We start from the raw sequence: 23,657 nt of genomic DNA, 5'->3' as shown, positions 1-23,657 counted from the left end.
TCACTGGCACGAAAAGCCCTTCCACCGTCACGGTGGAGGGGCTTTTCCCGTATTCCCCCTATTCTTGAACCTCCACCACCATCGGCCACACTGGACACGAAATGACATCCCACGGCACCGCGCAGGGAGCGCACGGCACCAACCTCGATCCCTGGTACAACCACTACGCTGAGCGCTCCGCCGGCCTCAGTGCCTCGGAAGTGCGTGCCCTCTTCGCCGTCGCCTCCCGCCCAGAGGTGGTCTCCCTCGCCGGCGGCATGCCGTTCGTCTCCGCCATCCCGGAGGACCTGCTCACTGGTTCGATCGACCGCGTGATGCGTGACCAACGCGCCCAGGCTCTGCAATACGGCTCGGGGCAGGGGTCTCCGGCGCTGCGCGAGCACATCCTGCAGATCATGGCCATGGAGGGCATCAGGGCCGGTGTCGACGACGTGGTTGTCACGACCGGCTCGCAACACGCGCTCGAGTTGATGACCAAGCTCTTCATCGACCCGGGCGACGTCGTTCTGGCCGAGGCACCCAGTTACGTCACCGCGCTCGTGGTGTTCAAGTCGTTCCAGGCCGAGGTCAGCCAGGTCGCCATGGATGAGCATGGGCTCATCCCGGAGGCACTGCGCGAGCGGATCGCGTCGCTGAAGGCTCTGGGCAAGAGCATCAAGTTCCTCTACACGGTGCCGACATTCAGCAATCCGGCCGGAGTGACGCTCACGTGGGAGCGCCGGCTGGAGATCCTCGAGATCGCGCGGGCCAACAACATCCTCGTGCTCGAGGACAACCCCTACGGCTTGTTGTATTTCGACGGACCGCCCCCACACGCCATGCGCTCCGTGGAGGAGGACGGCGTCGTGTACCTCGGCACCTTCTCGAAGACCCTGGCACCGGGATTCCGCACCGGCTGGGCTCTCGCCCCGCACGCTATTCGAGAGAAGCTCATTCTCGCCAACGAGGCCGCGGTTCTCTCGCCCAGCTCGTTCAGCCAGCTGATTATCTCCGAATACCTGGCCACGGCCGACTGGCGCGGTCAGATCGATACCTTCCGCGGACTGTACCGCCAGCGCAGGGATGCCATGCTCGCGGCGCTCTCCGAATACCTCCCGCAGTTGAGCTGGACCGTGCCCAACGGCGGCTTCTATATCTGGCTCACGCTGCCCGATCACCTCGACTCGAAGGCGATGCTGCCGCGCGCGGTCACCGAGCTCGTGGCCTACACCCCCGGTACCGCCTTCTACTCGGATGGTGGGGGACGCAACAAGATCCGGCTCGCCTTCTGCTACCCGACGCCGGAATTCATCCGGGAGGGCATCCGGCGCCTCACCACCGTGATCAGCGGCGAACTCGACCTGCTCAACACCTTTGAACAGACGTCGGCGCTGCAGATCGTTCCAGCCGAACGGCGCTACAGCAGCCCGCCACCCAACCTGGGCTAGGAAATCATGACGAACAACTCCCCGACCCGCGTCCTCGTTCTCGCCGGCGGTATTTCGCACGAGCGCGACGTCTCCCTCCGCTCCGGCAGAAGGGTGGCCGACGGCCTCATCGAGCAGGGTGTAGAAGTCACGCTCAGAGACCCGGATGCTTCACTCCTCACCCACCTCGTCGAGAACCGCCCCGATGTCGTGTGGCCCGCCCTTCACGGCGCGAGCGGTGAGGACGGAGCCCTTCGCGGCATCCTCGACTTCCTCGACATTCCGTACGTGGGATCGCGTGCCGATGCCTCGCGCCTCGCCTGGGACAAGCCCACCGCGAAGGCCCTCGTTGGCAGGGTCGGTGTGCCCACACCTCGCTCGATTGCCCTGCCGCGCGATGCGTTCCGTGAACTCGGAGCCCACAGCATCCTGGACAGCATCCAGAACGAACTGCCCACGCCGCTGGTCGTCAAGCCGGCCCGAGGTGGATCGGCCCAGGGCGTTTCGCTCGTGCACGACCGCGGCGAGCTGCCGCGCGCCATGGTCGACGCCTACACCTACTGCGATGTCGCGCTCATCGAACAAATGATTTCGGGCACAGAGATCGCCATTGGCGTGATCGATACCGGTGATGGCCCCACCGCCCTGCCTGCCGTCGAGATCGAGCCGCTATCGGGCGTGTACAGCTTCGAGGCACGGTATAACGCCGGGGAGACCCGTTTCTATACGCCCGCCCGACTGAACGATGATGTCTCTGCCCGTGCCTCCTCCGCCGCCCTGCAGGCGCACGAGGCTCTCGGACTGCGCCACGTCTCCAGGATCGACCTGATCATCGACGATGCTGGAACCCCGTGGTTCCTCGAGGCCAACGTGCTGCCGGGTCTCACCGAGACGTCGCTGCTGCCACAGGCGCTCGAGGCTGCGGGCCACGACCTCGGACGCGTCTACCTGGCCCTCGCCGAGGCCGCAATGGCCGAGCGCGACGTCTGAACAGCCGGTTTGCTGAGCTCGCGTTCCCCGAGGGGTTGCCCTGCGACCGTCTCGAGGGGCTTTGCGAACACGGTCGCTGAGCTTGTCGAAGCGCCTAGGCCTCAGCCGAAACCGGGCTCGTTCAACTCCGCGAGGATGCGGTTCAGGTCTGCCACGGTCGCAAAATCAATGACGATGCTGCCCTTGCTCGAGCCGAGGTTCACCTTGACCCTCGTGCTCAGTCTGTCTCCCAACCGCTCCGCGATCTCGTCGAGCTGGCCCTGACGCTTTCCGGCGCTCGGCTTCGTCGGTCGCGCGGGCTTGGAGTTCAACTGTCCAGCGGCCGCCTCGGCAGCGCGCACCGAGAGATCCTCATTGACAATCTTGTCCGAGAGCCGCTCCATGGCGTCGACATCGCCGCTCGAGAGGATCGCGCGGGCGTGCCCGGCGCTCAACACGCCCGCCGCGACGCGCTTCTGCACGGTCTCCGGCAGCCGCAGCAGACGCAGCGTGTTGGTGATCTGCGGCCGCGAACGCCCGATCCTCGAGGCGAGTTCGTCCTGAGTGATGCCGAAGTCAGCCAGCAACTGCTGATACGCCGAGGCCTCTTCGAGAGGGTTGAGATTCGCCCGGTGCAGGTTCTCGAGCAGCGCATCCCGCAGCATCGCGTCATCCGCGGTGTTCTTGATGACGGCGGGGATCGTCTCGAGTCCGAGCTGCTTGCTCGCACGCAGGCGTCGTTCGCCCATCACCAGTTCGTACTGCGGCCCTCCAGGTGCAGCGTCTTCGATGGGCCTGACGACGATCGGCTGCAGAACGCCGATCTCACGAATCGAGTGAACGAGCTCGTCGAGGTCTTCCTTGACGAACTCCTTTCGAGGTTGTGCGGCGTTCGGCACGATGTCCGAAGGAGAGAGATTCGCCAACCTCGCGCCGGGCACAGACACGAGGGGATCGGCGGCTTGCTTCGCCGCGGGGAAGAACACGTCGACTGGACGTTGCGGCGATCCCGCATCCGTGGGGATCAGGGCGCCGATGCCCCGGCCGAGTCCGGTTCTCTTGGGTCCTGCCATCAGTTGGGTGCTCCACGTCGTGCGATTTCTGCTGCCGCCTCCAGATATGACAGCGAGCCCGGTGAGCTCGCGTCGTAGCTGATGACACTCTGACCATAGCTTGGCGCCTCGGAGATGCGCACCGATCGAGGGATGAGTGTGGATAACACCTGATCGGGGAAGTGGTCCCGAACATCCTGAGCGACCTGGTTGGCGAGGTTGGTGCGTGCGTCGTACATCGTCAGCAGAATCGTGGACACGGTCAACACGGGGTTGAGGTGCCGTTCGATGAGTTGGATGTTGGTGAGCAACTGGCTAAGACCCTCCAGTGCGTAGTACTCACACTGGATCGGGATGAGCACCTCACTCGCGGCCACAAAGGCGTTGATAGTGAGCAGACCGAGCGAGGGCGGGCAGTCGATGAAGACGTAGTGGAACGGCTCCTCGCTCTCCGAGATAAACAGCTCGAGCGCCGTGCGCAGCCGCTGCTCCCGCGCAACGAGCGAGACGAGTTCGATCTCGGCTCCCGCGAGGTGGATGGTGGCCGGGATGCAATAGAGCGCCTCAAACTCCGGGCTCTTCTGCACAACCTCGCGCACCGGCACGTCGTTGATGATCACGTCGTAGACGCTCACCGTTTCCGAACGATGTTCGATTCCGAGCGCCGTGGATGCGTTCCCCTGCGGATCGAGGTCGATAACCAGTACCCGAGCACCGTTTCTGGCAAGTGCGGCGGCCAGGTTGACGGTCGTCGTGGTTTTTCCCACACCGCCCTTCTGGTTTGCGACGGTGAACACGCGCGTCTTCTCGGGGAGCGGGAGGGCCTCCGCCGCCAAAGCCCGCCTGCGGCGAGTGATCTCGGAGAGCTCCCTGGCGAGCGGGGTGTCGTCAAAGCTGAACGACGTCGAGCGCGCCGATGTCACGGGTTGCGGTTGCCGGGCCGTAGCGGGCTCTTCGACCTGGGTCAGCTCCTGGTGATCCGGTTCCGAGAAATCCGTGGCAGCTTCTGCGGACTCGTCCGCAGCACCGAGCGATTCCACACCAGCCTCTGGCTGATGCTCAGTGAAAGCAGTTTTCTCGACATAGCGTGAATCCGAATCCTCCGACGCGTCGACCTCGGAAGCCGCCTGTTTCCACGCCTCCGCCTCCGGCGCATCTGATGTTTCCACGTCCGCGGCACCCGACTGCACTGTAGACGGCACGGCGTCGACCACGCCGTCGTTGTAGTGCTCCTCGCGGGGAGGCAGCGGAACCTCCATAATGTCGAGGAGCGCGGTGTCGGTATCCGGTTCGCCGTGGCTCGGTTGCTGCTCCGTGTGCGGCGCCTGCTCTGAATCGAGCTGATCTGTCGCCGACTGCGCCACCTCCGCCGAAGTCGTGTCGTCCTGCTCGCTACCGCTTGCTTCGACGGTTTCGTCCTGCGGATGTTTCACGTGAAACCTTCTTGCTCTGGTGCGGGAGGGGCCTGCGTCCGAAACAGCAGTGCCGGCCAGGCAGGGTGCCCCACGCCGTGCCCGAATGGAAAAAGTGTCGCTACAAGTGACTAGTCAACTGTAGCCCGAAAGACCCTCGTGACCTCCGACACGAGTCCCTCTCCGAGTGTCACAACGTCAACATCCGTCAGTCTCGCCTTGCGAATCACCTTAGAAGCGGCCTCCACTTCCTTCGCGACGCTCGCACCCTTAAGGAACAACAGCTCGCCTCCAGACCTCACAAGCGGAACCGTGAGGGGAATGAGCTTGGACAGCGCGCTGACGGCGCGCGCGGTCGCCTGATCCAGCCAAGGAGAAAGTTTCGCTTCTTCGGCACGTGCACGTACCACTTCGACATTGCCGAGTCGCAGACGCTCCGCCTCAGCGCGGAGCCACTCGACCCTGCGCTCCATGGGCTCGATGAGAACCAGGGTCACGTCGGGGCGCGCTATGGCTAACGCCAGGCCTGGCAACCCCGCGCCACTGCCGATATCGCCGACGCGGCCGGGTCGGAGGAGCGGAGCCAAGAGCCCGCAGTTGATGATGTGCCGCGACCACAGTTTCGGTAGCTCGAGCGGGCCGATCAGCCCCAATTCCTCACCGAACTGGGCTAGATCGTGGGTGAACTGCCTAGCGAGTTCCAGTCGGTCGCCAAAGATCGCGCGCGCCTCTGCCGGTTCCGGCTCCAGCTCGATATCGCTCAATGTTTCACGTGAAACTATGCGCGAGAGATCACGGTGTGCCGGTCGCGACCCTCGCCCTCGGACTCCGAGGAAAATCCGCGGGAGGCAACGAGGTCGTGCACAAGCTTCCGTTCGTAGGAAGACATCGGCGGCAGCGCGGCCGATGCAGCACCCTCTTCGATGCGACCGATCGCGTGCTCCACGAATGCGCTCAATTCCTTCTCGCGCGCCTGGCGTGATCCACCCACGTCGAGAATGAGTCGTGAGAACGACCCCGTCTTCGCTTGCACCGCAATGCGGGTGAGCTCCTGGAGGGCGGTCACGGTGTCCGGCTTCGAGAGCAGCCGCAAATTGCTGTCCTGGCTGGAGTTCACCGACACATACGCCCGGCCGGCGCGAGCATCGATGTCGATGTCGCCATCGAGGTCGCTAATATCGAGCAGCTCCTCGATGTAGTCCGCAGCAATCTCGCCCTCTTCCTCAAGCTGCGCAATCGTGCGTTCCGCGCGCGATTCAGTGAGTTCCTGGTCGGCAGCGACGTCGGCCACGGGTGTCTGATCGTCCTGTACTTCGTTTGACACGGCGCTATTCTCCATCTGGCGTTGGTGGTCGTGGGGGAGTTGAGTGGCTTCAGGCACTACTTCTTACCACTGGGCTTCTTCTTATTCCGATTCTTCGTGTTCACGGGCTGCTGCCTCTGGGGGCTCTTGGGCTCTTCGACCACTTCGGGCTTCCCCTCCTCGACGATGGTGATTCCCTTGCGCTGTGCTCGCTTGGCCAGCCTCGCCTCGCGAGCCAGCGCGGCCTCACTGCCCGGTGTTGGCAGGTTGCGGATGACGAGGAACTGCTGTCCCATCGTCCAGACGTTCGAGACGAGCCAGTAGAACATCACGCCCAGCGGGAAGGTGAAGCCAGAGAAGGCGAACACCAGCGGAAGGATGTAGAGCAGAACACGCTGCTGCTTGAACATCGGGCTGTTCTTCATCTCGGCGGACTGATTCTTCGACATGATCTGCAGCTGAGTGATGAACTGCGAGGCGGTCATCAACACGACCATCGTTGCTGCAATCGCGATGACCGCGACGTTGCCGTGAGCAGAACTAATCGAATCCTTGAGCGGAGCGATACCGAACAGGATCGCCTCACCGAACGACTTCGACAGTTCGGGGTTCAAGAGTCCGACGCCCGCGACGGTCTCGCGCTGCGCGTTGTTCAGCACCGAGAACAGGCTGAAGAAGATAGGCATCTGAATCAGTAGCGGCAGGCACGAGCTCAGCGGGTTGGTGCCGGTCTTCTTGTACAGCGCCATCGTCTCGCGGGACATCGCCTCGCGAGAGAACTGGTCCTTCTTACCCTTGTACTTGTCCTGGATCTTCTTGAGTTGCGGCGCTACCTCGAGCATGCGCCGCTGGCTCACAATCTGCTTCACGAAGATCGGAACGAGAGCGGCCCGGATCACCAGCACGAGCCCGACGATCGACAGCACCCAGGTGAGACCGGCGTCGGGATCCATGCCGAAGAAGGTGAAGACCGAGTGGAAGGAGACGAGCAGCAACTCCACAACCCACTTGATGGGCCAGAGAATTCCGTCGATTATCGCGGGGAAATTCATTTCGTAGTCAGCCCTTTCCGTGGCTACTCGCTACAACAAAACCAAAACGCGTGATCGCGTACTTCTGCCGCCGTCGAAGGGGAACATCGTCGATCCCGCCGGCAGCCCATGGATGGCAACGCGCGATTCTCAGAGATCCCATGACCGTGCCGCGCAGCACTCCATACTCCTGAATGGCTCGCAGCGCATACGCGGAGCACGAGGGGTAGTACCGACAGACATCACCGTACAAGGGCGAGATCACGGCGCGGTAGAGACGGAGGATAACGACGCAGATGTTGCGGGGAGCGAGCAATAAGAAGGACGCAATGGCTCTCACCTGCCCACCTCGAGTCTGTCTGCCAGGCCGAAAACTTCACTACGCAGGCTAACCCAGCTGGCCCCTCGCGAAGCTGGAAGCGCCCTCACGACGACATCGACCCCGGGACCGATGCGTCCGAGCGCCTCGTAGCTCGCCGCTTTGAGTCGACGGCGCACCAGATTCCGGGCGACGGCATTGCCCACGGCCTTCGAGACGATGAAACCGAATCGCGCCGGACCCGTATCGGCGCGGTTGACGACATAGCTGATCGTGTGTTCCGCTCCGAACTTGCGTCCCCGGCGAACGGTCTGCCGATAGTCATCGGCGCGCACCAAACGGTGGACCCTGGCAAGCACGAGGAACAGGCCGCCTCGGGAGCCGCTACGCGGAGAGCTCGGTGCGGCCCTTGCGGCGACGAGCGCTCAGGATTGCACGGCCGGCACGAGTGCGCATGCGCAGGCGGAAGCCGTGCACCTTGGCGCGACGGCGGTTATTAGGCTGAAAGGTTCTCTTGCTCATGATCAATCTCCGCGTGTTGGAACTCCACAAGGCCAGCAGTGAAGCCCAGGAAAGTAGAAGGGTTAGCCGAAAGGCTAGAGGTCAACTGATTAAAGCTACGAGCTTAAAGCGCTGCGGTCAAACCCCGGAGTAGGGACACCCCACTTTATCCACATGTGGACGACGGCGTCTTGCCATGCACTCTCCCGCACAAACTAAGGTGGTGGGACTGCACAGTCGGTGGATAACCCTGTGAGTAAGTGCGCATTTCGCGGGAGGGAACTATGAGCGAACCGGCAGATTCGACCCCGGGCATCTGGCGGTCAGTGCTCGCTTTACTTCGAGACGACGAGCGGATCACTCCCCAGTTGCAGGGCTTTCTCAGCCTTGTCGAACCCAAGGGCGTCATGGCCGGCACGCTCTACCTCGAGGTTCCCAACGACCTCACCAGGGGAATGCTCGAACAGCGCATCCGACTCCCACTCCTCAATGCCATCACTTCACTCGGCGATGAGGTCCCGGTGAGCAATTTCGCCATAGTCGTCAATCCCGACATCACGCACGATTCGCTCGAGCAGTCCGTCGACACCGCCGAGCAGGTCTACATCGAACAACCGGTCGCCCCGATCCAGCTCGATAGCGGTTCGACGTCCAGGCGAAGCGACTCGAGGCTCAATCCCAAATACAACTTCGATAACTTCGTCATCGGCGGATCGAACCGATTTGCCCACGCTGCCGCGGTCGCGGTTGCGGAGGCTCCGGCCAAGGCCTACAACCCACTGTTCATCTACGGTGACTCCGGACTCGGTAAGACACATCTCCTGCACGCCATCGGCCACTACGCCGAGAGTCTCTATCCGGGCATCCGGGTTCGGTACGTCAGTTCCGAAGAATTCACCAACGACTTCATCAACTCGATCGCAAACAACCGCTCCTCTGTCTTTCAGGCCAGATATCGCGAGATCGACATCCTGCTGATCGACGACATTCAATTCCTGCAGCGAGCGGTCGAGACCCAGGAAGCGTTCTTTCACACCTTCAATACTCTCCACGATCACAACAAACAGGTCGTGATCACGAGCGATCTGCCACCCAAACACCTCACCGGGTTCGAAGACCGCATGCGCTCCAGATTCGAATGGGGCCTGATCACGGATGTGCAGGCTCCCGACCTCGAGACTCGCATCGCGATCCTGCGCAAGAAGGCCCAGAGCGAGAAGCTGCAGGTGAGCGCAGACATCCTGGAGTACATGGCCACCAAGGTCTCCTCGAACATCCGCGAGCTCGAGGGCACCCTCATCAGGGTGACGGCCTTCGCGAGCCTCAATCGCACACCCGTCGACCTGGCACTCGTACAGACCGTTCTCAAAGACCTGATCACACTCGACGAAGACAATGTGATCGCGCCGGTCGACATCATCAACCACACGGCGGAGTACTTCAAGCTCTCGGTCGACGACCTCTACGGTTCTTCTCGCTCCCAGGCCGTTGCCACGGCGAGGCAGATCGCGATGTACCTGTGCCGCGAGATGACGAATCTCTCGCTGCCGAAAATCGGCCAGCTCTTCGGCAACCGCGATCACACCACCGTGATGTACGCGAACAAGAAGATCACGGAACTCATGAAGGAGCGTCGCTCGATCTACAACCAGGTCACCGAACTGACGAGCAGGATCAAGCAGAACCACCGCTTCAGTAAGGATTAGAAGTCGATCCTTCACACTGTTGACAAGCTGTGGATAACTTCGTGCGCAACGCCGTGCGCCTTGTGGGTAAGTTCCGCCCGACTGTGAACTGCGAACAGGGAGATCATCAACGAGCGGTCGCGCCCCGCAGTGATCTACACACGCCATCCACAACTTGCACGGTTGTAGTTCCGAGTCGGAACATGGCGGTCGAGTGACTTTCCACAGTTTCCACAGCGGTTAAGAGTATTAATCCTTAAAGATATTTAGAGGGGGAAAGAGAACCCTCTGGGTTCGTGCTCACACCGGCTGTGCCAGTATTGGGTTCTCAGGCGGTCGTTCAGAGCTAAGGGGTGAAAATGAAGTTCCAGGTCAATCGTGACGTCTTCAGCGAGGCCGTCTCCTTTGCGGTAAAACTTCTGCCCCAGCGCACCACCCTTCCCATCCTGAGCGGGGTTCTCATTGAGACGACCGACACCGGACTCACTCTCTCCTCGTTCGATTACGAGGTCTCAGCCCAGACCGAGATCTCGGCAGAGGTGGAGGAACCGGGACGCATCCTGGTCTCGGGCAGACTGCTCGCAGACATTGCGAGTCGTCTTCCGAACGCACCCGTGCAGTTCAGCTCTGAGGACTCGAGAATCAACGTGGTCTGCGGGCCCGCGCACTTCACCCTACTCAGCATGCCCGTCGAGGAATACCCGACTCTTCCGGTGGTTTCGGCGCAGTCCGGGCTGCTGCCCGCCGAATCCTTCTCAACCGCCATTGCCCAGGTTGCCGTTGCCGCGTCGCGCGACGACGTGACACCCGTGATCACCGGCGTTCAACTCGAGGTATCCGAAAATAGCCTTAGCCTCGTCGCCACCGATCGCTATAGGGTCGCCGTTCGTGAAGTCGAATGGGATGGCGGCGACTCCGCGGGAACCACGAGCCTGACCGCACTCGTTCCGGCGCGTACGCTTCAGGAAGTCGGCAAGACTTTCGGCCACAGCGGCACGATCTCTGTCGCGATCACGAACAGCGATGAGCGCGAGCTCATCGCCTTCAGCGCTGACAAGAAGACCGTCACCTCGCTGCTCATCAAGGGCAACTTCCCTCCCGTGAAGCGCCTGTTCCCCGAGACCGTTGACAACTACGCCGTGATCAACACGGGAGAACTGATCGAGGCCGTGCGACGCGTCTCGCTAGTGCTCGAGCGTGAGGCCGCGCTGCGGTTCACCTTCAACATCGATGGCGTCACCCTCGAGGCGATCGGATCCGAGCAGGCCCAGGCATCTGAAACCATCGACGCCCACCTCAGCGGTGGCGACACCGTGGTGTCCTTGAAGCCGCAGTTCTTGCTCGACGGCCTCGGCGCCGTACATTCCGAGTTCGTGAGAATTTCTTTCACTAAGACCGAGAATCCCAATAAGCCCGGCCCCGTGCTCATCACGAGCCAGTCGTCGAAGGACCAGCCGGGCGCGGACAACTACAAATATCTGCTGCAGCCGAACCTGCTTCTTCGTTAGGCAGTCGGTTCGAACTGGCAGGGCATGAGCCGGGCTTCGACCGACTCCGAATCGAATAACAGCAAGTGAGGAACAGATGCATATCGGACTCATTGGTCTCGGCAGAATGGGAAGCAACATGCGCACCCGGCTGCGCGATCACGACATCGAGGTCACCGGTTTCGACCGCAACCCGGATGTAACGGATGTCGCCAGCATCGCCGAACTGGCACAGGCGCTTCCGACACCGCGCATCGTGTGGGTCATGGTTCCGGCGGGAGAGATCACAAGTTCGGTGATCACCGAGCTCGCCGAGGTTCTCGAAGCCGGCGACCTCATCATCGACGGCGGCAATTCACGGTTCTCCGAAGACATCCGGCACGCCGAGCAGGTGTCGGCGAAGGGCATCAAGTACATGGATGCCGGCGTCTCCGGGGGAGTTTGGGGTCTGGCGAATGGCTACGGCCTGATGGTCGGCGGCGACAGCGCATCGGTTGAGCGCGCGATGCCGATCTTCGACGCGCTGCGGCCGGAGGGTCCGCGCGAAGAGGGATTCGTTCACGTCGGAGAGACCGGTGCCGGTCACTACGCGAAAATGGTACATAACGGCATCGAGTACGCGCTCATGCAGGCGTATGCCGAGGGTTATGAGCTGCTCGACAAGCGCGAAGACATCATCAAGGACGTCACCGGAACATTCAAGGCGTGGCAGCGTGGAACGGTCGTGCGCTCCTGGCTGCTCGAGCTGCTCGTGAGGGCACTCGAGGAAGATCCGGAATTCGAGGACATCGAGGGATATGTCGAGGATTCCGGCGAAGGTCGCTGGACCATTGAGGAGGCCCTGGCGAACGCGGTTCCGGTTCCCACGATCAGCGCCTCGATCTTTGCGCGCTTCGTTTCGCGTCAGGAGGATGGTTCGCCGGCGATGAAGGCCGTCGCCGCACTACGCAACCAGTTCGGCGGGCACGCGGTCAAAAAGGCCGATTAGCCGTGGCCGCGTGATCGTCACACACCTGAGCCTGAGCGACTTTCGCAATTACCACACCGCGGAGGTCGCGCTCAGCGCCGGCCCGAACCTGTTCGTCGGCAGCAATGGTCAGGGCAAGACGAACCTGGTGGAGTCTCTCGGGTTTCTGAGCACGCTCGGATCTCACCGCGTCTCCGTCGACCACGCGATGATTCGCCAGGGCACGGATGTCGCAATTATCCGCGCCCGCCTCGAACACGGCGAGCGGCAGTTGCTCGCCGAGGTACAGATAAACCGCACCGGGGCGAACCGCGCGCAAATCAACCGCGCGGTCATCAAGACCAGGGAGTTGCCGCGCTATTTCTCGAGCGTGCTCTTTGCACCGGAGGATCTGGCACTCGTGCGCGGCGAACCATCCGGCAGGCGCCGGTTTCTCGACGAGCTGCTGGTGCTGCTCTCGCCCCGCTACTCCGGGGTCATGGCCGACTACGACCGCGTTCTGAAGCAGCGCAACTCGCTGCTCAAGTCGGCCAGGACATCCGGACTCAAGGGGACACAGCTCAGCACCCTCGAGATCTGGGACGACCGGCTCGTGACCCTCGGCTCGGAACTGATCGAGGCGCGCACGGGTCTGGTGGCACGACTGCTGCCGGCCGTCACCGCAGCATATGAATCGGTTGCCGGTGAAGACCACCACGCGAGCCTCTCCACCTACCTCACGATCTCGGATCCGGAAGGCGCCGGATCCGACGCCGAGGCGAGAGGTGCACAGCTGCAATCGAGGCCCGGCGACCAGCCGGTGACCGCGGGGGAGGCGGCGGCGGGTTTTCGATCGGCACTCGACCGGCTTCGCCGGAACGAACTCGACCGGGGCATCACCCTGGTCGGGCCCCATCGCGACGATCTCGTGCTCGAGCTCAATGGCATGCCGGCGCGCGGCTACGCGAGTCATGGGGAGTCGTGGTCCTTCGCGCTCGCGCTCAAGCTCGCCTCGGCCGGACTCCTGCGCAGGGAATCCGTCACCGGCGACCCCGTGCTCATGCTCGATGACGTCTTCGCCGAGCTCGACGCATCACGCCGACTGCGGCTGGCATCCGCGGTTGCGGGGTTCGAACAGGTGCTCATCACGGCTGCCGTATACGACGATGTGCCTGCAGAACTCGCGGCACACACCGTGCGAATTTCCGCCGGCACGATCCTTGCAGCGGCCGAGACCCAGGTCGACGGCGAGCAGCGGATGGAGCCGGCGGCCCCCGCGACCGAGGTCGAGCAGTGAGTAGCGAGCGATGATCACCCCACAACCGCCCGATGCCGCAGGCGATGAGCCGGGCGTCGAATCCGAATCCCAGTCCGTGTACCTGCGCTTTCGGCGTGTTTTCGGAGACGGGTCATCCCGTTCGGCCGACGCACGGAAGCGAGCCAAGCGCGAACCTGGCTCGAGCTCGCCGTTCGGGAGCGGCCGAGACCCGGAGGGACTCGGTTCCGTCATGGACGCGCTGACCTCGAGACTCGGCTGGAATTCACCGCTCGCCCAGTCTGAGCTGCTCGCATCCTGGAGTGATGTCGCCGGCGCCGAGACCGCCGAGCACTCGGCTCCGGTCGGCATCGAAGATGGAGTGCTCACGGTTCGGTGCGACTCGACGGCGTGGGCCACGCAGCTGAGAATAATGCGCGTGCAGATCGCCACCAGCATCGCGAACCGCTATCCAGATGCGGGTATCACGCGGGTGCGCTTTGAGGGGCCGGGTGTTCCCTCGTGGAAAAGAGGCCCCAGATCAATTCCAGGGCGTGGTCCGCGCGATACTTACGGCTGACTGGGCAAAAGAGGTGGGCCGAGCAGAATAAAGTCCCCAGAGGGGCGATTTGGCCCCTCTGAGCGCCACCATTTGGTAGACTGGTGAAGTCGTCACGGTATCTCCTAGTCGCAGGAGCAGGGCAATGAACGACGCTCGATCTATCGGCTGGAGCCTCATCCCATATGTCTAATTCGACCCCCAAGTTCGACCACAGCTACGGCGCGGATGACATCCAGATTCTTGAGGGGCTCGAAGCGGTTCGCAAGCGCCCGGGCATGTACATCGGTTCCACGGGGCCGCGCGGCCTGCACCACCTCGTCTACGAGGTTGTCGACAACTCGGTCGATGAGGCGCTCGCCGGCTACGCCGACGACATCCGGGTGACCATGACCCGTGACGGCGGTATCCGCGTCATCGACAACGGCCGCGGCATCCCGGTCGGCCTCAACAAGGCCGAGAACAAGTCCACCGTCGAGGTCGTGATGACGATCCTCCACGCCGGTGGAAAGTTCGGTGGCGGCGGATACGCGGTGTCCGGCGGTCTGCACGGCGTCGGTATCTCCGTCGTGAACGCGCTCTCCCGCGAGGTGGATGTCGAGGTGCACCAGCAGGGTCACGCCTGGCGCATGAGCTTCAAGCACGGTGTTCCCGTCGCACCGCTCGAGAAGGGCGAGGAGGTCGAGGGCACCGGAACCACGATCACCTTCTGGCCGAGCGCGGAGACGTTCGAGACCGTCGAGTTCGACTTCGAGACCCTGCGGGCCAGGTTCCAGCAGATGGCGTTCCTCAACAAGGGCCTGCGCATCACGCTCACTGATGAGCGCGTCAATCTCGACGAGCACGGGGACGAGCAGGAACCCGTGGTGGTCAGCTACATGTACGAGCAGGGCCTCGTCGACTATGTGCAGTACCTCAATTCGGCGAAGAAGGTCGAGGTCGTGCACCCCGACATCATCTCCTTCGAGCTGGAAGACACCGACGCGAAGATCTCCCTCGAGGTCGCCATGCAGTGGACGAGTTCCTATCAGGAGAGCGTGCACACCTACGCGAACACGATCAACACGCACGAGGGTGGAACGCACGAAGAGGGATTCCGCGCGGCGCTCACCACGCTCGTCAACAAGTACGCCAGGGAGAAGGGGATCATCAAGGAAAAGGATGACAACCTCACCGGCGACGACGTGCGCGAGGGTCTGACCGCGGTCATCTCGGTCAAGCTCTCCGAGCCGCAGTTCGAGGGTCAGACGAAGACCAAGCTCGGCAACACGATCGCGAAGTCCTTCGTGCAGAAGGTGGCTGGCGATCAGCTCGGCGACTGGTTCGATCGCAACCCCACTCAGGCGCGCGACGTCATCCGCAAGGCGATCCAGGCATCCGCCGCCAGGCTCGCCGCTCGCAAGGCGCGGGAACAGACCAGGCGCAAGGGCCTGCTCGAGTCGAGCGGCATGCCCGGCAAGCTTCGCGACTGCTCGAGCAATGACCCGAGCCTGTCCGAGATATTCATGGTCGAGGGTGACTCGGCCGGTGGTTCAGCAGTGCAGGGCCGCAACCCGGAATTCCAGGCCATCCTGCCCCTGCGCGGCAAGATCCTCAACGTGGAGAAGGCGCGCCTCGACCGGGCACTCGCCAATAACGAGGTGCAGTCCATGATCACCGCGTTCGGCGCGGGAGTCGGCGAGGATTTCGACCCCGAGAAGGCCAGATACCACAAGATCGTGCTCATGGCCGATGCGGATGTCGACGGCCAGCACATCACCACGCTGCTGCTCACCCTGTTGTTCCGCTACATGCGGCCGCTCATCGACCTCGGTTACGTGTACCTCGCGCAACCACCGCTGTACCGACTCAAGTGGAGCAACTCTCCGCACGAATACGTCTACAGCGACGAGGAGCGCGACGCGCTCGTGGCCGCCGGGGTCGCCGCGGGCAAACGGATTCCGAAAGACAACGGCATCCAGCGCTACAAGGGTCTCGGCGAAATGGACTACAAGGAACTGTGGGAGACCACCATGGATCCCGCGACGCGAACCCTGCTGCAGGTCACTCTGGATGACGCACTCGCCGCCGACGAGATCTTCTCCACCCTCATGGGTGAAGACGTCGAGTCGCGCCGCAGCTTCATCCAGCGCAACGCAAAAGACGTTCGCTTCCTCGACATTTGATCGCGTGCGGACGCTGAGCTTGTCGAAGCGCCCGCGCCAACCCCGCTTCCCTTCGACAGGCTCAGGGAACGAACTACTGAAACGAAGACTGGACATCAATGGCTGACGATACCGAGACCGGCGAGAACGACGGCGCGAGCGAGCAGATCGCGGGCAAGGCGATCGACACGACCCACGACAAGATAAGCCAGGTCGACCTGCAGCTCGAGATGCAGCGCTCGTACCTCGACTACGCGATGAGCGTCATTGTCGGGCGCGCGCTTCCGCTCGTCGAAGACGGTCTCAAGCCGGTTCACCGCCGCGTCATCTACGCCATGTACGACGGTGGCTACCGCCCGGACAAGGGATTCTCGAAGTGCACCCGCGTCATCGGAGACGTCATGGGGCAGTTCCACCCGCACGGTGACTCGTCGGTCTACGACGCGCTCGTGCGCCTCGTGCAGCCGTGGAGCCTGCGCTACCCGCTCGCGCTCGGCCAGGGTAACTTCGGTTCACCGGGCAACGACGGCGCGGCCGCCCACCGATACACCGAGACCAAGATGGCGCCGCTCGCCATGGAGATGGTGCGGGACATCGAAGAGGAGACCGTCGACTTCCAGCCGAACTACGACGGCCGCACCCAGGAGCCGACGGTTCTGCCGAGTCGCTTCCCCAACCTGCTCGTCAACGGCTCGGTTGGCATCGCGGTCGGCATGGCCACGAACATCCCGCCTCACAACCTTCGCGAGGTGGGCGAGGCCGCACTGTGGCACCTGTCCCACCCCGACGCCTCGCAGGAGGAACTCGTCGAGGCGCTCATTCAGCGCATCAAGGGACCGGACTTTCCGACCGGCGCACAGATCCTCGGCATCAAGGGCATCCAGGATGCGTACCGCACCGGTCGTGGTTCGATCACGATGCGCGCGGTTGTCAACGTGGAGGAACTGCAGGGTCGCACCTGCCTCGTCGTCACCGAACTGCCGTACCAGGTCAACCCCGACAATCTGGCGCTGAAGATCGCGGACCTCGTCAAAGAGGGCAGGCTCGCGGGCATCGCCGACATCCGTGACGAGACCTCGGGCCGCACCGGCCAGCGCCTCGTCATCGTGCTGAAGCGCGACGCGGTCGCGAAGGTTGTGCTCAACAACCTCTATAAGCACACCCAGCTGCAGGAGAACTTCGGCGCGAACATGCTCGCGATCGTCGACGGCATCCCGCGCACACTCGCGATCGACGGTTTCGTGACCGCGTGGGCCACTCACCAGATCGACGTGATCGTGCGTCGCACCAGGTTCAGGCTGCGCAAGGCCGAGGAGCGGGCGCACATCCTGCGCGGCTACCTCAAGGCGCTCGACGCGCTCGACGAGGTCATTGCGCTCATCCGCCGTTCGCCCACCGTCGAGGATGCCAGAGACGGCCTGATCGAGTTGCTCACCATCGATGAGCTCCAGGCGCGCGCCATCCTCGACATGCAGCTGCGCCGCCTCGCGGCCCTCGAGCGCCAGAAGATCATCGAGGAGAACGAGAAGATCGAGCAGGAGATCGCAGAGTTCAACGCGATCCTCGCCGACCCACAGCGCCAGCGCGACATCGTGAGCGAAGAACTCACCGAGCTCATCGACAAGTACGGCGACGACCGCCGCACCGAGATCATGTTCGGTTTCGATGGCGACATGAACATGGAAGACCTCATCCCCGAAGAGGAGATGGTGGTCACCGTGACGCGCGACGGCTACGTCAAGCGCACCCGCAGCGACAACTACCGAAGTCAGCACCGCGGCGGCAAGGGTGTCAAGGGCGCGCAGCTGCGGGCGGATGACGTGGTCGAGCACTTCTTCGTCACCACGACCCACCACTGGCTGCTCTTCTTCACCAACAAGGGACGCGTCTACCGCGCGAAGACCTACGAGCTGCAGGAGGCCGGGCGCGACGCCAAGGGACAGCACGTCGCCAACCTCCTCGCCCTGCAGCCGGAGGAGGAGATCGCCCAGATCCTCGCGATTCGCGACTACGAGGCGGCAAACTACCTCGTGCTCGCAACGCGCGCCGGGCTGATCAAGAAGACCATGCTGTCGGAGTACGACACGAACCGCTCTGGTGGCATCATCGCGATCAACCTCCGGGAGGACGACGAGCTCGTCTCCGCCAAGCTCGTCGAGCGCGACTCGGACCTGTTGCTCGTTTCACGCAAGGGAATGTCGCTTCGGTTCACGGCATCCGATGAGGCGCTGCGCCCCATGGGTCGCGCCACCTCGGGCGTGATCGGTATGCACTTCCGCGAGGACGACACCCTGCTCGCTGCCACGGTGGTGAGCGACGAGGGCTATGTCTTCGTCGTGACAGAGGGCGGCTACGCGAAGCGCACCTCCGTTGACCAGTACCGCACGCAAAACCGTGGTGGACTCGGGATCAAGGTTGCGAAACTCGCGGAGGCGCGGGGCGACCTGGCGGGAGCGCTGATCGTCGAGGAGGACGACGAGGTTCTTGTGGTTCTTGCCAGTGGCAAGGTGGTACGCTCCTCCGTGGCCGAAGTACCGGCTAAGGGCCGTGACACCATGGGTGTTGTGTTCGCCAGGTTTGCGGACGACGACCGAATCATCGCAGTCGCGAAGAACAGTGAACGTAATCTGGACGAGCAGGGCCAGCAAATTCAGCAGGACGAGACACCGGTCGCAGAACCAGAAGCCGGGAAGGACGAAGCAATAGATGAGTAGCGTCGCCGAGAAACTTCAACGAAAGTCGCAGAAGGCTGCGGCAACCAAGCAGGTTCGCCTCAAGCTCGTCTACGTCGACTTCTGGTCGGCCGTGAAGCTGTCGTTTCTGATTGCACTCGCGCTGGGTATCGTGCTGGTCGTCGCATCGCTGTTGATCTGGATCGTGCTCGACACCACCGGCATCTTCGGCAACCTCGACGGGCTGCTGCAGGAGATCCTGAACGACAGCAGCTTCAGCGTGACCAGCACGGTGTCGCTCGGAACGGTGCTGCTGTTCTCGATTATCGTCGCGCTGCTTAACCTCGTGATCGGCACCGCACTCGGTGCGATCATGGCGCTGCTCTACAACTTCAGCGTGCGGATCACCGGCGGGCTTCTGGTGGGATTCACCAACAACTGATCCGATTGGGTGAAAATCGGCGGGTGCGATACTCTCGTATCTGCCCACGGGGATATAGCTCAGGCGGTTAGAGCGCTTCGCTGATAACGAAGAGGTCCGAGGTTCAAGTCCTCGTATCCCCACTCGAATCCCACCCGGATTCACGCGGGGCCTTAGCTCAATTGGTAGAGCGCCTGCTTTGCAAGCAGGAGGTCAGGGGTTCGATTCCCCTAGGCTCCACAGTTCAACCGCGACGTCGACCGCTACTTATATGCCGTCATCGTCGGCACTTCGGGGCCCATCTCGGCGCGCGCCATCATCAAGTGCTTTCAGCGCGGAAGATGTGGATCGCTTCCGTGATCGCGTAATACACGATGACTAGCCCTGCGACGGGGTCGGCCCACCACCAGCCGAACAGCAGATCAAGGGTGAGTCCGAGGAGTACGGCGACGGCGAGGAGCCCGTCGACGAGCGTCACCCGACCCTCGGTTTCGAGCACCGGATTGCCCAGCTCCCGACCGGTTCGCACCTTGAGAGCGGCGAGGGTGAACATCACTACGGCCGTCACACAGGTCCAGACGATGCCACCGAAGCTCGGCGAGGCGCGGTGGCCCGACATGAGAGCCACGACCGACTGGGCCAGCAGATAGGCAGCCAACAAGACAAAGGCGATGCCGATCAACCGCAGTGCTCTCCGCTGCCTGGCCTCGCCTCTGCCCGAAAGCTCCCACAGCACGACGATCGAGGCGCCGATCTCGATGAAGCTGTCCAACCCGAACCCGAGCAATGCGACGGATGATGCCCTCACCGCCAGAACACCGAGCACGATCACTCCGACCACGTTCCAGCCGAGCGTGAACCACTCGAGCCACCTGCCGCGACGCAGCAGGGTGTGGCGAGCGACCGGTCGAATCGTCATGAACTGATTTTCTCAGCGATCGATTATTGCGGCGTACCCCAGCTGGCTATGAGGTTCTGGTGTCGACCCAGGGCCGAGGCGATCGGCTACTGGGGCGATTGAATCGCGGGCGTCGAGCCGCCCTGTTCCGCCGAGGTCTTCGGCCGCGCGCGCAGATGGGCGCGCTCGCCCTGCTGGCCGAACAGGCTGAGGAACTCCACTGGATCGGGATCGGCGGAGCCGAACCAGTGCGGAACGCGCGTGTCGAACTCCGCCGCTTCGCCGGGAATGAGTACCAGATCGCGCTCACCGAGCACGACCCGGAGCCGCCCGCTGAGCACATAGATCCACTCGTAGCCCTCGTGAACCTTCAGCTCGGGAGTGCTGCGCTCGCCTGAGAGCACGATCTTGAATGCCTGGATGCCGCCGGCTCGCGTGGTGAGCGGCAGCATCGTCATTCCGTGCGCCTTCACCGGGCGAAGGTGGACGCGCGGGTCCCCGGTCGCGGGCGCATCCACCAGTTCATCGAGCGTGACCCCATAGGCCCTCGCGAGCGGCAGCAACAGCTCGAGCGTCGCCCGTCGCTCACCGGATTCGAGTCGTGACAGCGTGCTGAGCGAAATCCCGGTCTGCGTCGCCAGCGTCGCCAGCGTCATGTCGCGACTGAGCCGCAGCGACCGCAGGTGCGGCCCGATCTTCTGCAGGGACTCTGCGATGCCATCCATGACCCCAGCTTGCCACAACAGCAAACGGGCTTGCCATGTGTCGGACGAGATTGCACACTTTATGCGGAGGTGGTCACGATGACCGAACAGCACCCACATCAGAACAGCGCCGAGTTCTGGGAGGAGTTCTACGGCGAGAGGGGTCCGTGGACAGGAAACCCCAACGCGGCGCTCGTCGCCGAACTCGCGGAGCGGCCGCTCACGCCCGGTTCGGCACTGGATGTCGCGTGCGGCACGGGCGGTGACGCGATCTGGCTCGCCGCTCAGGGATGGGCGGTCACGGGCGTGGATATCGCGCGGGCCGCTCTGACTCAGGCGGCGCGGGCCGCGGAGGCCGCGGGATGCGCCGACAAGATCCACTGGCAGCAGGCCGACCTCGAGACAGCCTTCCCGGACGGCGCCTGGGACCTCGTGAGTGTCGCGTACCTGCACTCACCCGTGACACTCACCCGCGAGCGCATTCTGAGAAGTGCGGCAACCGCGGTCGCGCCCGGCGGCACGCTGGTGATCATCGGCCATCAGGGCACAATGCACTGGGCAGAGAGCTCAGACGGACAACTCCCATCGTTCCCCACCAACAACGAGACGCTCGCTGCGCTCGACCTCGCGGACTGGACCCTCGTCCACTCCGGCGAAGTACCCGTGATGCGCCGCAAGCCGGACGGCACGGCGGAGAGCCATGTGGATGGTGTCATCCGCCTGCGCAGGGAACCCGCATAGGGCGAACTCAGCCCTCGACGGGCGTCACTGCCGCGACATCCGCTTCTTCGTCGACCTCGTCGCTGACCCAGAGCTCATCGTCGGCACGAAGTGTCTGCCAGGCGGCGTATGCCACGCCGGCCACGGCAACCAGACCGAGGCCGATGAGGATGTACTTGCCCGGGCCGGACGATTTGCTCGCCGTCGGCATGACCTTGGCACCGACCTTGGCGCCCGCCTTGCCGACTCTGCCGAGCGCCTCGCGCACCTGCGGGTTCTTGGTCGCCTCGATGACGGCGAGTGCGGAGCTGAGGGCCGAGGTCACGTTGGGGAGCACCTCATCGACAAACTTGTCCTTGGTCGCTCCCGCCACGGTGCGTGTCGCAGCGATACCGGCCGCTACACCCGGCCGCACGTGGTTGTCGACCGCGTCGCGAACACGCGGCGCGAGCTCCTCGCGCCCGAGGCTGGTGGCCTGATGTCCCGCATCGCGCACGACCCGAGACGCGCGATCGAGCACCTCGCGCTGTTCGTCCCACAGTTGCGACGCATTCTTCGCGAGCTTCTTGAGCTCCTTCTGGCGCTTTCGTGACAGTCTCACAGAGTCCTCCTCGTGCCGCATCGACATCGCATCAATCTTCCCATGCGCCCCGGAGGCCGCCAATGCATTGCCAGCAGGCGCACAGACAATGCCCAGACGCGGCGTCTCCCGAGCAATGCTGTGGAAGAATAGCCGAATGCCTGTGCACACTCACGTAGCCACCTTCCACACCACCCTCGGCGACATCAAGGTCAACCTTCTGGGCAATCACGCCCCGAAGACGGTGGCCAACTTCGTCGGCCTCGCGAAGGGTGACATCGAATGGACGCACCCCGCGACCGGCAAGGTCTCCAAAGACAAGCTGTATGACGGTGTGATCTTCCACCGCATCATCGACGACTTCATGATCCAGGGCGGCGACCCGCTCGGGCAGGGAACCGGCGGACCGGGTTACCAGTTCGACGACGAGATCCACCCGGAGCTCGACTTCACTCAGCCTTACGTTCTCGCCATGGCGAACGCCGGCATTCAGATGGGACGCGGCACCAACGGCTCGCAGTTCTTCATCACGACCGTGCCCACGACCTGGCTTCAGGGCAAGCACACCATCTTCGGCAAGGTCGAAGACGAAGAGTCGAAGAACGTGGTGAAGAAGATCGAGGCCGTCAAGAAGGATGGCCGCGACCGCCCGCTGGAGGACGTCGTCATCCAGAGCATCAGCATCGACGAGGTCTAACCTCGTGGCACGACCGTGACCGACGCCTCGGCCGAGGCGCAGCAGGATCCTGCGAACTTCTGCTACCGGCATCCGGACCGGCAAAGTTTCATTCTCTGCCAACGCTGCGGCCGCACCATCTGCCCGGAATGCCAGACGCAGGCGGCGGTCGGCGTGCACTGCCCGGAATGCACCAGGGAGGCACGACTCAGTGCACCCAGGCGTAGGCCCGCCGTCGTCACATCGACCCGGATCGCGCTGAGCAATGGGGCGCCCGTGGCGACCTGGTCGATCATCGCGCTCTGCGCACTGGTCTTCGTCGTGCAATATTTCACGGGAGGGCCCGACTCCGGCACGGCCACCCTGGCGCTCATTGACTTCTCGCCGTGGGTGCCCGCCGAACCATGGCGGATGCTGACGGCACTGTTCCTGCACGCGTCCTTCATCCACATCGCGCTGAACATGTACTCGCTCTACATCTTCGGCCCGATCCTGGAGCGGATGCTCGGCCGCACGCGCTTCATCGTGCTCTATCTGTTGAGCGGATACGGCGGCTCGCTCGCTGTGTTGCTGATCGATCCCCGGATTCCGGTGCTCGGGGCATCCGGCGCACTGTTCGGTCTGTTCACCGCGTTCTTCATCATCCAGCGCGGCCTCGGTGGCAACGGCAACTCGCTGCTGGTGCTGATTGCGATCAACCTCGTGATCGGATTCATCCCCGGTTTGCACATCGCCTGGCAGGCGCACGTGGGAGGCCTGGTGGTCGGGGCGCTCGTCGCGCTGGTGTTCATGAGAACGCGACGGATCGACCGGCGCGGAACGCAGATCCTGCTGCTGGTCGGTCTCGCAGTCGCACTCGTCGCGCTCACCGTGGTGGGCATTCAGCTCATGCCTGTGCGACTGTCCTAAAAGTTATC

General features: G+C 63.2%; 24 protein-coding genes and 2 tRNA genes. 15 read left to right on the top strand and 11 right to left on the bottom strand.

Annotation, left to right across the window (positions count from 1 at the left end; all coding sequences use genetic code 11):
- The first annotated feature begins 101 nt into the window (after positions 1–101).
- Both ABUA37_RS10455 and ABUA37_RS10450 read left to right on the top strand, forming a co-directional pair.
- Entirely contained in the window at positions 102–1,427 is a 1,326-nt protein-coding gene (locus ABUA37_RS10455; protein WP_349899133.1) for an aminotransferase-like domain-containing protein, read from the top strand.
- 6 nt (positions 1,428–1,433) lie between these two features.
- The gene (locus ABUA37_RS10450) at positions 1,434–2,396 is read left to right on the top strand and encodes a D-alanine--D-alanine ligase family protein (RefSeq protein WP_349899132.1); all 963 of its coding nucleotides are present in this window, start codon (positions 1,434–1,436) and stop codon (positions 2,394–2,396) included.
- 101 nt (positions 2,397–2,497) lie between these two features.
- On the opposite strand, the gene ABUA37_RS10445 is transcribed toward ABUA37_RS10450, so the two are convergent.
- The 8 genes from ABUA37_RS10445 to rpmH form a co-directional block, all read right to left on the bottom strand.
- Positions 2,498–3,448: a ParB/RepB/Spo0J family partition protein gene (locus ABUA37_RS10445; RefSeq protein ID WP_349899131.1), complete on the bottom strand. Its 951-nt coding sequence runs from the start codon at positions 3,446–3,448 to the stop codon at positions 2,498–2,500.
- Positions 3,448–4,350: a ParA family protein gene (locus tag ABUA37_RS10440; protein WP_349899322.1), complete on the bottom strand. Its 903-nt coding sequence runs from the start codon at positions 4,348–4,350 to the stop codon at positions 3,448–3,450. The genes ABUA37_RS10445 and ABUA37_RS10440 overlap by 1 nt, the downstream gene beginning before the upstream one ends.
- A 620-nt stretch (positions 4,351–4,970) precedes the next feature.
- Positions 4,971–5,603 (bottom strand): 16S rRNA (guanine(527)-N(7))-methyltransferase RsmG, encoded by a 633-nt coding sequence (gene rsmG, locus ABUA37_RS10435; RefSeq protein ID WP_349899130.1) that lies wholly within the window; start codon positions 5,601–5,603, stop codon positions 4,971–4,973.
- Positions 5,604–5,617: 14 nt separating this feature from the next.
- The gene (locus tag ABUA37_RS10430) at positions 5,618–6,130 is read right to left on the bottom strand and encodes a Jag family protein (protein WP_407075377.1); all 513 of its coding nucleotides are present in this window, start codon (positions 6,128–6,130) and stop codon (positions 5,618–5,620) included.
- A gap of 89 nt (positions 6,131–6,219) precedes the next feature.
- A complete protein-coding gene (gene yidC / locus ABUA37_RS10425; protein ID WP_349899129.1) occupies positions 6,220–7,194 on the bottom strand; it encodes a membrane protein insertase YidC in 975 nt (324 codons plus the stop codon).
- Between the two features lie 7 nt (positions 7,195–7,201).
- Entirely contained in the window at positions 7,202–7,513 is a 312-nt protein-coding gene (yidD, locus tag ABUA37_RS10420; RefSeq protein WP_349899128.1) for a membrane protein insertion efficiency factor YidD, read from the bottom strand.
- A complete protein-coding gene (rnpA, locus tag ABUA37_RS10415; protein ID WP_407075376.1) occupies positions 7,510–7,827 on the bottom strand; it encodes a ribonuclease P protein component in 318 nt (105 codons plus the stop codon). The genes yidD and rnpA overlap by 4 nt, the downstream gene beginning before the upstream one ends.
- A gap of 49 nt (positions 7,828–7,876) precedes the next feature.
- The gene (rpmH, locus tag ABUA37_RS10410; protein WP_022895130.1) at positions 7,877–8,014 is read right to left on the bottom strand and encodes a 50S ribosomal protein L34; all 138 of its coding nucleotides are present in this window, start codon (positions 8,012–8,014) and stop codon (positions 7,877–7,879) included.
- A gap of 263 nt (positions 8,015–8,277) precedes the next feature.
- Here rpmH and dnaA point away from each other — a divergent pair, with 263 nt between their 5' ends.
- From dnaA to ABUA37_RS10360, 10 genes are all read left to right on the top strand, one after another.
- On the top strand, positions 8,278–9,699 hold the full coding sequence (gene dnaA / locus ABUA37_RS10405; RefSeq protein ID WP_349899126.1) for a chromosomal replication initiator protein DnaA: 1,422 nt from the start codon (positions 8,278–8,280) through the stop codon (positions 9,697–9,699).
- Positions 9,700–10,037: 338 nt separating this feature from the next.
- Entirely contained in the window at positions 10,038–11,186 is a 1,149-nt protein-coding gene (dnaN, locus tag ABUA37_RS10400; protein ID WP_349899125.1) for a DNA polymerase III subunit beta, read from the top strand.
- Positions 11,187–11,262: 76 nt separating this feature from the next.
- Positions 11,263–12,153 carry a phosphogluconate dehydrogenase (NAD(+)-dependent, decarboxylating) gene (gene gnd, locus ABUA37_RS10395; RefSeq protein WP_349899124.1) on the top strand — a complete coding sequence of 297 codons (891 nt, stop codon included), beginning with the start codon at positions 11,263–11,265 and terminating at the stop codon, positions 12,151–12,153.
- A gap of 10 nt (positions 12,154–12,163) precedes the next feature.
- Entirely contained in the window at positions 12,164–13,408 is a 1,245-nt protein-coding gene (gene recF, locus ABUA37_RS10390; protein ID WP_349899123.1) for a DNA replication/repair protein RecF, read from the top strand.
- 10 nt (positions 13,409–13,418) lie between these two features.
- On the top strand, positions 13,419–13,946 hold the full coding sequence (locus ABUA37_RS10385) for a DUF721 domain-containing protein (RefSeq protein ID WP_349899122.1): 528 nt from the start codon (positions 13,419–13,421) through the stop codon (positions 13,944–13,946).
- Between the two features lie 164 nt (positions 13,947–14,110).
- Positions 14,111–16,090, top strand: coding sequence for a DNA topoisomerase (ATP-hydrolyzing) subunit B (gyrB, locus tag ABUA37_RS10380; protein ID WP_349899121.1), 1,980 nt, complete (start codon positions 14,111–14,113; stop codon positions 16,088–16,090).
- Positions 16,091–16,188: 98 nt separating this feature from the next.
- A complete protein-coding gene (gene gyrA, locus ABUA37_RS10375; RefSeq protein WP_349899120.1) occupies positions 16,189–18,783 on the top strand; it encodes a DNA gyrase subunit A in 2,595 nt (864 codons plus the stop codon).
- Positions 18,776–19,183, top strand: coding sequence for a DUF3566 domain-containing protein (locus ABUA37_RS10370; RefSeq protein WP_349899119.1), 408 nt, complete (start codon positions 18,776–18,778; stop codon positions 19,181–19,183). The genes gyrA and ABUA37_RS10370 overlap by 8 nt, the downstream gene beginning before the upstream one ends.
- A 48-nt stretch (positions 19,184–19,231) precedes the next feature.
- Positions 19,232–19,305 (top strand) — tRNA-Ile (locus ABUA37_RS10365).
- A gap of 24 nt (positions 19,306–19,329) precedes the next feature.
- Positions 19,330–19,402: transfer RNA gene (locus tag ABUA37_RS10360), tRNA-Ala, on the top strand.
- A 79-nt stretch (positions 19,403–19,481) separates the two neighbouring features.
- On the opposite strand, the gene ABUA37_RS10355 is transcribed toward ABUA37_RS10360, so the two are convergent.
- A complete protein-coding gene (locus tag ABUA37_RS10355; RefSeq protein ID WP_349899118.1) occupies positions 19,482–20,081 on the bottom strand; it encodes a cation transporter in 600 nt (199 codons plus the stop codon).
- An 86-nt stretch (positions 20,082–20,167) separates the two neighbouring features.
- The gene (locus ABUA37_RS10350; RefSeq protein WP_349899117.1) at positions 20,168–20,785 is read right to left on the bottom strand and encodes a helix-turn-helix domain-containing protein; all 618 of its coding nucleotides are present in this window, start codon (positions 20,783–20,785) and stop codon (positions 20,168–20,170) included.
- A gap of 78 nt (positions 20,786–20,863) precedes the next feature.
- Here ABUA37_RS10350 and ABUA37_RS10345 point away from each other — a divergent pair, with 78 nt between their 5' ends.
- Entirely contained in the window at positions 20,864–21,505 is a 642-nt protein-coding gene (locus tag ABUA37_RS10345; RefSeq protein ID WP_349899116.1) for a class I SAM-dependent methyltransferase, read from the top strand.
- Between the two features lie 7 nt (positions 21,506–21,512).
- On the opposite strand, the gene ABUA37_RS10340 is transcribed toward ABUA37_RS10345, so the two are convergent.
- Positions 21,513–22,085 carry a hypothetical protein gene (locus ABUA37_RS10340; RefSeq protein ID WP_349899115.1) on the bottom strand — a complete coding sequence of 191 codons (573 nt, stop codon included), beginning with the start codon at positions 22,083–22,085 and terminating at the stop codon, positions 21,513–21,515.
- A gap of 136 nt (positions 22,086–22,221) precedes the next feature.
- Here ABUA37_RS10340 and ABUA37_RS10335 point away from each other — a divergent pair, with 136 nt between their 5' ends.
- Positions 22,222–22,761, top strand: a complete 540-nt coding sequence (locus tag ABUA37_RS10335; RefSeq protein WP_349899114.1) for a peptidylprolyl isomerase — start codon at positions 22,222–22,224, stop codon at positions 22,759–22,761.
- A gap of 255 nt (positions 22,762–23,016) precedes the next feature.
- Positions 23,017–23,649: a rhomboid family intramembrane serine protease gene (locus ABUA37_RS10330; protein ID WP_349899113.1), complete on the top strand. Its 633-nt coding sequence runs from the start codon at positions 23,017–23,019 to the stop codon at positions 23,647–23,649.
- Positions 23,650–23,657: the final 8 nt, after the last annotated feature.

Source organism: Parafrigoribacterium soli (assembly GCF_040227235.1).
Taxonomy (GTDB): Bacteria; Actinomycetota; Actinomycetes; order Actinomycetales; family Microbacteriaceae; genus Parafrigoribacterium_A; species Parafrigoribacterium_A soli.
This window is presented reverse-complemented; position numbering and strand designations above follow the sequence as displayed.